The organism is Ligilactobacillus acidipiscis DSM 15836, from assembly GCF_001435755.1.
In the GTDB taxonomy this organism is placed as follows: Bacteria; Bacillota; Bacilli; order Lactobacillales; family Lactobacillaceae; genus Ligilactobacillus; species Ligilactobacillus acidipiscis.
The window spans coordinates 1-10,529 of the sequence record NZ_AZFI01000065.1 but is presented as its reverse complement, the minus strand read 5'-3'; the positions used below and the strand labels follow the sequence as shown (position 1 = coordinate 10,529).

Below are 10,529 nucleotides of genomic sequence, written 5' to 3'. Positions count from 1 at the left end.
AGTGTTGCACTTAACTTGACAATTGAGGAAAAATATAATTTAGAAAAATATATCATCGTTCAAGCAGGAGATCTGAATACTTTACATGCTTTAGACAAAGTATTTCCTAATATGCCAAAACTACTTTTGGTAGGAACTCAGATAGGATTAGATGAAGCTTTAACTGCTAATTATGTTGATATAATAGGAGCTAATGAATCTTTAATGACTAGAAAAAATGTTCGCAACACCCACGACGTAAACAAGATGTTTAACGTTTGGACTCTGGATCGAAAAGGAGATATAAAGAAAGCAATTTCGCTAAATGTAGACAGCTACTTCACAAACTTCACAAACAGGGCTCTAACTGTAGAGAAAGAATATCGATAAAAAGACGGAATTAGAATAATCACGTAGCACCTATTATTGATTGATGCTTTATGCAAATGATAAAAGCTAATATTTAAGTTCAATCAGGACTATCCGTTATCTTTCAAAAGGAAAAGGAATTACCATAATTTAATGTGCAGAGGCGTGTTTTAATCTCGATTCATTACGGTAGTAAGTGACTGTGTGTAAACATTGATAGAAACTAGATAGAAACTAGATAGAAAATGTGGTTTTATTAAGTTGGTACTTAAAGACTTTACCTTTTAATGTACGGTTATTTTTGGATAAACAAAATGCCTTGAATAAATGCCAATCAATCACAGAGCAACTATTTTATTACGTGGCCAATATGCTATAATAAACAAGGACAAAAAAAGAACGCCCTAATGACGTTCAAACCATGCTCGCGAGCTTTTTTTGTTTTAGAAGCACCGTATTTTTATTGAAAAACAGTGAATTTCACAGAAACGTTACTTAATAAAAAATGTTGATTTATCAAGCATAAGAGCAATTTTTTAAAGTAGCTGAAATTCAACCATGCGCCAGCAGGGAGTCGAACCCTGATTACAAGAACCGGAATCTTGTGTGCGATCCATTACACTACCGGCGCGTACTTGATTATTCTAACTTAAATGGTATTAAATTACAAGATAAATTTAAAGAAATCGTTCCATTGAATTTAAAAAGGAGAAGTCTTATGGCACTGCGACAAGATCTTGGTCAACAACAAAATCAAATTCAAAAACTGGCAATGACTCAAAGAATGCAACAGTCGATCAGGATGCTAAAGTTCAGTGCGGATGAATTGCAAATTTTTTTGAAACAACAAGAATTAGAAAATCCATTTATAGTAGTGAACCCAAGGAAGACAAGTACTGCTTCTAATGTTATCAGTACAACAAAAGCAGCCAATAGTGAAAATGATTGGACACAGTACACTGCCTCAAGACAAGGGCAGTCTTTGTTTGATTATTTATTAGAACAAGTTCATTTGACTATGAGAAAAACTCCTCTGCGGGGGTGGGTCATTTTTTTAGTAAATCATTTAGATTCTAACGGCTATTTAGACTTGGACCTGGAAGAATTGATAAAAAGTGAATTGATCGACAAAATTACATTGATCGATGCGTTGACACTTTTGCAAAGTTTAGATCCACCTGGTGTTGGAGCCAGAAATTTGCAAGAATGCCTGCTCTTGCAGATTAGAAATGATGATCTTGCTCCCGCAGATGCCGAAAAGATCTTGCAAAATGATTTCACAGATTTTGTTGATCGTCGTTGGGAGCCACTTACACAAAAATATGAGATCAGTATGTCACAGATCCAAGCTATTTTGGATTATGTCCAAACTCTCTCCCCAGCTCCAGGTTCAGAGTATAGTCAAGATGAGATCGGTTATATCCAGCCGGATCTGGTTTTGAAAAAAAACGGCAATAATGAATTGGATGTGAAGACGACCAAACAGACTCTGCCTAGGGTCGCTTTTAGAGACAACTATTTTGATGAGATGGTCAATACTGATGACCCGCAAGTAAGAAAATATGCCGAAGATAAGAAAAAAGAATATGCCCAGATCTATCGGGACATTGAACAAAGAGGCTCGACACTATTACGGGTAGGTCGTGAGATCATTAAGCGGCAAAAAAGTTTTTTGGTTGACCCGGCTCAGCCTTTGACTCCGTTGTTATTACGAGACCTGGCCAACTCGCTTCAATTACACGAATCGACGATCAGTCGGACTGTCAATGGAAAATACCTTCAAACTGATCATGGTGTGTATGAGTTGAAGCATTTCTTCACACAGGCCGTTAATTATAGTACGGAAGGCGCAGTTTTAACTGCAAATGATGTCAAGGCGCGGATCAAGGCTAAAATAATGGCTGAAGACAAACATAAACCATTATCAGATCAAAAGATCAGTCAGCTTTTGGCTCAAGAGGGACTGAAAGTGTCCCGCAGAACTGTGGCAAAGTATCGCGAGCAATTAAATATTGAGAGCTCGTCAAAAAGAAAAAAATATTAGCAGAAAATAAAAGTTCACAAATTTCATAAGTGAATTAGCTTTTTCACAATAATAATTCGTATTTTCACAAGAATTGCCGTTATGTGTGGTCTAATTGAGTATAAAAGCAATATTTTCATGAAAAAGCAGCCGTGAGGTTTGAAAAAAATCCAGTCTAAAACTTGCAATGCCTTTATTTTGTTGTTATAATTCACTTGTAAATAAGAAAACAGTTCACTGGTTTTTCAGTTGAACTGTATCGCTTATTTAAATAGATTGTTGGACATTATCAGTCCCAAGGGAGAGACGTTCGATGAAACGTGAGCTTGAATGGATTCAAACTGTCGTTCCCGATATGATCAATGTCTTAAGTCGCCGGTTTCTGATCTTGAAGAGTATTAGGAATGATCAACCAGTGGGGCGTCGAAGTTTAGCTGCAAAACTTGAGTTAAGTGAAAGAGCCTTACGGACTGAAACAGATTTTTTGAAAGAACATGGCATGATCGATTCTAGCAAATCGGGGATGTCTCTGACGGAAGATGGTGTGTTGATCGCTTCTGGTTTGGATGAGTTTATGGATCAGATGCTTACCCTTCAAGCAACTGAGAACAAGTTAACTGCTTTGTTCGGCGGCAGTCGTTGCATGGTGGTACCTGGTGATAGTGATGAAGATGAGAGTGTCACGTGTTCGATGGGGCAGACTGTAAATGAAATTTTGCAGGCTTTGTTACCTGAAGGGCGCAATATAATTGCTGTAATGGGCGGGACCACTATGGCGGCGGTGGCAAATTCATTGGATCCTAAATTAAGCACCGGGCGCGATTTAATGTTCGTTCCTGCTCGTGGTGGGATCGGAGAAAGAGTAGATGTTCAGGCTAATAATATTTGTGCTCAGATGGCTGCTAGGACTAATGGTCAGCACAGAGCGCTCTATGTTCCTGAACATGTTAGCGAGAAAACTTATGAGCCGTTGTTGCGCGAACCTGCTGTTCGTGAAGTGATCAAATTGATCAAGCAAAGTAACGCGGTGATCCATAGCATCGGTGAGGCGATACCGATGGCAAAAAGACGTTCCATGTCTCAAACTGCCATTGATTCGCTGAAAAAACAGGGTGCTGTCGGAGAAGCGTTTGGTTATTTCTTCAATGAAAAAGGAGAGGTGATCCAAAAACTTTCCCGGATCGGATTGCAATTAGAGGATCTCGCTTCGATGAAGTGTGTTGTTGCCGTGGCTGGAGGAAGATCTAAAGGCCATGCGATCGCAGCATACATGAAAATTGCTCCTAGTCAGACTTATTTGATTACTGATCAAGGAGCTGCTAACATGATTTTAAAAGGGTAGTGTTTAGCCGCATTACTTTTTAAAATAAATTTTTTATTTCCTAAAGGAGGAAAATTTTAGTATGACTACTAAAGTAGGTATTAATGGCTTTGGCCGTATCGGCCGTTTGGCATTCCGTCGTATTGCAGAAACATCAAAGGACTTGGAAGTTGTTGCAATCAATGATTTGACTTCACCAGCAATGCTCGCTCATTTGTTGAAGTACGATACAGCTCATGGTCAGTTTGACGCTGAAGTTTCCGCAACAGACAACGCACTTGTTGTTGATGGCAAGACTATCCCTGTATATGCTGAAGCAGATGCACATAACATTCCTTGGGTTAAGAATGACGACGTAGAATTAGTACTTGAATCAACAGGTTTCTATACTTCTACAGAAAAAGCAACTGCTCACTTGGATGCAGGCGCAAAGCGTGTTCTTGTTTCAGCACCAGCTGGTGACATGAAGACTATCGTTTATGGCGTTAACGATGACATCATGACAGCAGATGACAAGATGGTTTCAGCTGCATCATGTACAACAAACTGCTTGGCACCTCTTGCAAAGGCTGTTAACGATGCATTTGGTATCAAAGCAGGTACAATGACAACTGTTCATGCTTACACAGCTACACAGTTATTACAAGATGGTCCTGACAAGAAGGGTAACGTTCGTAACGCACGTGCTGCTGCTCAAAACACAATTCCTCATTCAACTGGTGCTGCTAAAGCCCTTGGCTTGGTTGTTCCAGAATTGAATGGTAAATTGGATGGACATGCACAACGTGTACCAGTTATCACAGGTTCATTGACAGAATTGGTAACAACTTTGAATAAAGAAGTTTCTGCTGATGAAGTTAACGAAGCTGTTAAGAAAGTTACTGACAACAACGAATCATTTGGTTATAACAATGATGGTATCGTTTCTTCAGACGTTATCGGAACAACATTTGGTTCGATCTTTGACCCAACACAAACACAAGTTGTTGGTAGTGGTGAAGGACAAGTTGTTAAGACTGTTGCTTGGTACGACAATGAATCAGGCTTTACAGCTCAAATGATCCGTACACTTGAAAAATTTGCTAGCATGCTTTAATATTCGGTAAATAATCGAATATTACGCCTGCGTGGCGCTAATTAAGGCGGGGGGAGGCAAAACTCCTCCCGCTTTTTCTTTGAATAAGCAAGGGTCCAGTCGATGTTTTTAACTATATTAAAGATATTGTCTTGAACTCGGGAAAAATCAATGGAGGGTTTTCAATGGCTAAATTAACAGTTTCAGATCTGAAAGATCTTAAAGGAAAAAAAGTCTTGATCCGTGTTGACTTTAATGTCCCTTTGAAAGACGGCAAAATCGGTGATGATAACCGAATGGTAGCTGCACTTCCAACCATTAAATATGTTACTGAAAATGGCGGAAAGGCTATCTTGTTCTCACACCTTGGCCGTGTTAAGAAGGAAGAAGACAAGAAAGAATTAACTCTTCGTCCAGTTGCACAGCATTTGGCTGAATTACTCGACAAACCAGTTACTTTCGTTCCTGTAACACGTGGACCTCAATTAGAAGAAGCAATCGACAAATTATCTGATGGCGATGTTTTGTTAGTTGAAAATACTCGTTTCGAAGATTTAGACGGCAAAAAAGAATCAGGTAACGATCCTGAACTTGGTAAATACTGGGCATCGCTTGGTGACGTTTATGTCAACGATGCTTTCGGTACTGCTCACCGTTCACATGCTTCTAACGTTGGTATTGCAAGTAACATGGACCAAGTCGCTGCTGGTTTCTTGTTAGAAAAAGAAATCAAGTTCTTGGGTAATGCTGTGGATGATCCTAAACATCCATTTGTTGCTATCCTGGGTGGTGCTAAAGTTTCAGATAAGATCGGTGTCATCGATCATTTGTTATCAAAAGCTGACAAAGTTGTTATCGGTGGTGGGATGACTTATACATTCTATGCTGCTAAAGGTATCAAGATCGGTAATTCTCTTGTTGAAGAAGATAAGATCGATCTTGCTAAGCAAATTATTGAAAAAGCTGGCGACAAGTTAGTATTACCAGTTGATAATGTTGTTGCACCTGAATTTAAGAATGACGCTCCTAGTGAAGTTGTAGAAGGAGACATTCCTGATGGTGAAATGGCTTTAGATATCGGTCCTAAGTCAATCGAATTGTTCAAGGATACTTTGAAAGATGCTAAGACAGTTGTTTGGAATGGCCCAATGGGTGTATTCGAAATGAGCAACTTTGCTAAAGGTACTCTTGAAGTAGGTAAATTCTTAGGTACTTTAACTGACGCATCTACTATCGTTGGTGGTGGCGATTCGACTGCTGCTGTTAAGGAACTTGGTGTAGGCGACAAGCTTACTCATATTTCTACTGGTGGCGGTGCATCACTTGAATATCTTGAAGGTAAAGAATTACCTGGTATTGCTGCAGTTTCCAACAAATAATCTAGGAAAATAAAAAATTTATTATAATTGCGAGTATTGGTTTTGCCCGCAATTATTTTTTTGAAGGAGAGGTATATTTTATGCGTACACCAATTATCGCAGGTAACTGGAAATTAAACATGAATCCAGAACAAACTGCTGAATTCGTTAAAGCTGTTAAGGATCAACTGCCTACTGACGGCAGCGTTGAAGCTGTGATCGGCGCACCGGCTGTTGACTTGCCTGCATTGCTTGAAAATGCTAAGGGTTCAAGTCTTAAAGTGGCTGCTGAAAACAGTTATTTTGAAGACGAAGGTGCCTTTACTGGTGAAACTTCACCAAAAGTTNGGCGTTGACTATGTGATCATCGGCCACTCAGAGCGTCGTGAATATTTCCATGAAACAGATGAAGACATCAACAAAAAAGCTCATGCGATCTTCAGAAATGGTCTCACACCTATCATTTGCTGTGGTGAGACTCTTGAAACTCGTGAAGCTGGTAAATATCAAGAATGGGTCGAAGGACAAGTTACAGCTGCTTTGAAAGATTTGACAGCTGACCAAGTTTCTTCTCTTGTTATTGCTTATGAACCAATCTGGGCTATTGGTACTGGCAAAACAGCTAGTTCCGACCAAGCTGAAGAAGTTTGCGCGATCGTTCGGCAAACAGTTGCTAAATTGTATGATCAAACAGTTGCTGATAAAGTTCGCATTCAGTACGGTGGCTCAGTTAAACCTGCTAACGTTAAAGAATTAATGTCTAAAGAAGATATCGATGGCGGTTTAGTCGGTGGTGCTTCATTAGTTCCTGAATCATACTTGCAATTAGTTAACTTCAACAAATAAGCAGTAGATCCTGAAAAAGCTCGTATTTAAACACAGACCAGATCGATTTGGCCCGACTGTTTAGGTACGGGTTTTTTGTATACATCCTAATAAAGTTTTTGCTATAATGACAGTTGAATATAGCCATATTAGTGATACTCTGGTTGTTTTATCGGCTGTTTTGTGCTAAATTAGAATGGATGTAGGTTACACCTAGATAGGTAAGGAGGAAACTTGTTTGTACAATACATTATTGACCCTATTGCTGATCGACTCAGTCTTGATCATCATCGCTGTTTTGATGCAACCAGCAAAGAATGATAATGCTGCTTCGGCATTGTCCGGCGGAGCAACAGACCTATTTAGTAAACAAAAGCCACGTGGTTTTGAAGCTTTTATGCAGAGAGTTACAGTTGTTTTAGGAGTGTTATTTTTCGCTTTGGCGCTGGCTTTGGTATATATTTCTTCACACTAACTTTGAAGTAAACCTCCTGCACAGTATGAAACAGGAGGGTTTTTTGTTTGGTAAAAGTCAAAATTGTTATGATACGGGGATTTAGATGAATAAAGAAAAGATTATTGAAAAATTAACCGAGCTTTTTCAAGCAGAACCAACTAAAAAATTTGCAGTTGGTGAACTGGTTCAAAAACTCGGTATGGAAGGTGCAGGACAGTTTAAGTTTGTTGTTCAGGCACTGACTCAAATGGAACATGATAAGAAAGTAGATTTAGATGATGAAGGCAATTTTTCATTAGCACAAAGTGCTGACTCTGAAAACTTAATGGGAATATTTCATGCAAATGATCGCGGCTACGGTTTTGTAACTGTTGACCCTGAAGAGCCCGATTTTTTCATCAACCCAACGGCAACCCTCTCTGCTTTAAATGGGGATGAAGTCAAAATTGAAAAGATCGGTGATGGAGACCCAACGATCAATAAACGTCCAGAAGGAAAAATCGTTGAGATCTTAAACCATTCCTTGTCTCAGGTGGTTGGTGAATTTCAATCTGCTGAAGATGAAAATTTGCCCGCTGGTATTATTGGGACAGTTCACTTAAAAGACAAGAAGTTGTCTAACTTCAAGTTTTTACTAGAAGATAAAGGACTTCACCCGGTGGCCGGTGAAGTTATTTTGGCAGATATTTCTGCTTATCCAAGTGCGGCATTGCCCGGGATATTGAAGGGTGTAGCCGTCAAAATTTTGGGAAATGTGAATGATCCTGGAATGGATATTTTACAGATCGTTTACGAGCATGAAATTCCACATGAATTTCCCGAAGATGTTATGGATGAAGCAGAGGCTATTCCAGACCATGTTACAGATGAAGAAAAAGCTGGTCGCGAAGATTTAACTGATCAAAATTTAGTTACGATCGATAGTATTGAATCAAAAGACTTGGATGATGCAGTTAATGTTTGGAAGATGGACAATGGCAATTTTCACTTAGGTGTGCACATTGCTGATGTTTCACATTATGTTACTCCGGGCACGGCTTTAAATCGTGAAGCCTTTGAGCGTGGGACATCTGTTTATTTAACAGACCGTGTGATCCCAATGCTGCCGCCCAAACTTTCAAATGGCATCTGTTCTTTAAATCCACACGTCGAAAGATGTACGATGACTTGTGAGATGGAGATCGACCCTGATGGTCATGTAGTTGATCACAGGATCTTTCCAAGTATTATTAAGTCAACTGAACGGATGACTTATATTGCCATCAATAAAATCGTTGAGTCACATGACCAAAAAACGATGGATCGTTATGCTGATTTAGTACCGATGTTTCAAGACATGGCGGAATTGCATAAAATCTTGTTGAAAATGCGTAAACGTCGTGGCGCGATCGAATTCGACGATACAGAAGCAAAGATTATTGTTGATGAGCAGGGGCACCCAACGGATATTCAGCTCAGAGAACGTGGAACCAGTGAAAGAATGGTCGAGTCATTTATGTTGGCTGCCAACGAAACAGTTGCAGCACATTTTCATAAGTTAAAGGTACCATTCGTTTATCGGATCCATGAAAGTCCTAAACCCGAAAAAATCGATACATTCTTTGAAATGCTTGGAGGTTTGGGAGTCGAAGTTACTGGTAAAAAAACAGAGATCAAACCCAAGATGTTACAAAACATTTTGAAAAAAGTTGCTGATAAACCTGAGGAAGCCATGGTTTCGACTATGCTGCTGCGATCCATGCAACAGGCTAAATATTCACCAGAACCTTTAGGCCATTTTGGGATCGCTGCTGCTGATTATACTCATTTTACTTCTCCAATCCGCCGGTATCCTGATTTAATGGTCCATCGTTTGATTCATTTTTACTTGGAAAATGGGATCGGTGATGAAGCACAGGAAAAATATGCGGATCAATTAGATGAGATCACCACACATAGTTCTGATGCTGAAAGACGGGGAATTTCTGCCGAACGTGATACTGACGCTATGAAAAAGGCAGAATTTATGTCAGATCATGTTGGTGAGGAATTTGATGCTGTGGTCAGTTCTGTGACTAAGTTTGGGATGTTCATCGCTTTGCCGAATACTGTTGAAGGCTTGATCCATATCAGTCAGATCCAAGATGATTATTATGAGTATTTAGAAAAACAAATGGCATTGGTTGGCCGTCGGACTAAGCAGACCTATCGTATCGGTCAACCTGTCAGAGTTAAGTTGATCAATGTTAATGTCGAACAAAAAGAAGTCGACTTTACTTTAGCAGATCCAGGTCATGCGCCGAAGACTGATTTGCTTGATGGGGTCGAATTACCTGACCGTCGTCCTAAACGACATAATGACCAACAAAGACGCAATGGTAACTTTCATAACAAAGGAAAGTATAAGCACCAAGGTGGGAATCGTCACAGTAATAATGGTTCGCGTCCTAATAAAGCGTCTGGACAACATTCCCACCAGTCACACCAAAATTTCAAAGGAAACAAGCAGCATCGTAAGAATAGATGATCACTGATGTGTAATTGTACTTATTTCCAATTTCTTGACATTTATGTTTAAGAAAACTATTCTTTTTAAGACATTTGTACAATACGGAGATGATTTGAATGGCAAAACAGAAACAACATTCACGTCCCTTGGCTCAAAATCGTAAAGCCAGTCATGATTATTATATTTTGGATACCGTTGAGGCTGGTGTGTCTTTAACTGGAACTGAAATTAAATCGGTTCGTGCTGCACGGATCAATCTAAAAGATGGATTTGCCCAAATCAGGAATGGCGAAGCATGGTTGCAAAACGTGCATATTTCACCTTATGATCAGGGTAATCAATTTAATCATGATCCGTTGCGTAACCGTAAACTTTTGTTGCATAAAAAAGAAATCATGCGTTTGGAACAAGAAACTTCCAAAAAGGGCGTGACTCTGGTTCCTCTTAAAGTCTATATCAAGCATGGTTTTGCGAAGGTCTTGATCGGTATTGCCCAAGGTAAGCATGATTATGATAAACGTGAATCTATTAAGCGTCGCGATCAAGAGCGCGAGATCCAACGAACGCTTAAAAATTATTAAATGAATATATTAGTTTGAAAACAAAAACGGGTCTAAACTTTTTAGTGTTGATG

Annotated in this window: 9 protein-coding genes, 1 tRNA gene and 1 pseudogene; 10 read left to right on the top strand and 1 reads right to left on the bottom strand. The window is 39.4% G+C overall.

The annotated features are described in order from the left end of the window. On the top strand, positions 1-369 hold a 369-nt coding region (locus FC65_RS12040), incomplete at its 5' end, for a glycerophosphodiester phosphodiesterase (protein ID WP_420864789.1). A 538-nt stretch (positions 370-907) separates the two neighbouring features. Here FC65_RS12040 and FC65_RS05885 read toward each other — a convergent pair. Next, positions 908-979, bottom strand: a tRNA-Arg gene (locus tag FC65_RS05885). A gap of 87 nt (positions 980-1,066) precedes the next feature. On the opposite strand from FC65_RS05885, the gene rpoN reads away from it, so the two are divergent. The 9 genes and pseudogenes from rpoN to smpB all read left to right on the top strand — a co-directional run bounded on the left by rpoN (position 1,067) and on the right by smpB (position 10,476). After that, a complete protein-coding gene (rpoN, locus tag FC65_RS05880; RefSeq protein ID WP_056971912.1) occupies positions 1,067-2,392 on the top strand; it encodes an RNA polymerase factor sigma-54 in 1,326 nt (441 codons plus the stop codon). Between the two features lie 292 nt (positions 2,393-2,684). Continuing rightward, complete coding sequence (locus FC65_RS05875; protein WP_056971910.1) at positions 2,685-3,713, top strand: sugar-binding transcriptional regulator; 1,029 nt, start codon at positions 2,685-2,687, stop codon at positions 3,711-3,713. Positions 3,714-3,774: 61 nt separating this feature from the next. Further along, entirely contained in the window at positions 3,775-4,788 is a 1,014-nt protein-coding gene (gene gap / locus FC65_RS05870; RefSeq protein WP_056971909.1) for a type I glyceraldehyde-3-phosphate dehydrogenase, read from the top strand. Between the two features lie 164 nt (positions 4,789-4,952). Beyond that, the gene (locus FC65_RS05865) at positions 4,953-6,146 is read left to right on the top strand and encodes a phosphoglycerate kinase (RefSeq protein ID WP_056971908.1); all 1,194 of its coding nucleotides are present in this window, start codon (positions 4,953-4,955) and stop codon (positions 6,144-6,146) included. 80 nt (positions 6,147-6,226) lie between these two features. After that, a pseudogene (locus FC65_RS12400) lies at positions 6,227-6,472 on the top strand (triose-phosphate isomerase); the annotation flags it as partial. Position 6,473: 1 nt separating this feature from the next. Beyond that, positions 6,474-6,971: triose-phosphate isomerase (gene tpiA, locus FC65_RS05860; protein WP_235803083.1), on the top strand; the 498-nt coding region annotated here is incomplete at its 5' end. Positions 6,972-7,188: 217 nt separating this feature from the next. Continuing rightward, on the top strand, positions 7,189-7,425 hold the full coding sequence (gene secG / locus FC65_RS05855; RefSeq protein ID WP_010498005.1) for a preprotein translocase subunit SecG: 237 nt from the start codon (positions 7,189-7,191) through the stop codon (positions 7,423-7,425). Positions 7,426-7,510: 85 nt separating this feature from the next. After that, positions 7,511-9,913, top strand: a complete 2,403-nt coding sequence (rnr, locus tag FC65_RS05850) for a ribonuclease R (protein WP_056971907.1) — start codon at positions 7,511-7,513, stop codon at positions 9,911-9,913. A 98-nt stretch (positions 9,914-10,011) separates the two neighbouring features. Further along, positions 10,012-10,476 carry an SsrA-binding protein SmpB gene (gene smpB / locus FC65_RS05845; protein WP_010498008.1) on the top strand — a complete coding sequence of 155 codons (465 nt, stop codon included), beginning with the start codon at positions 10,012-10,014 and terminating at the stop codon, positions 10,474-10,476. Positions 10,477-10,529: the final 53 nt, after the last annotated feature.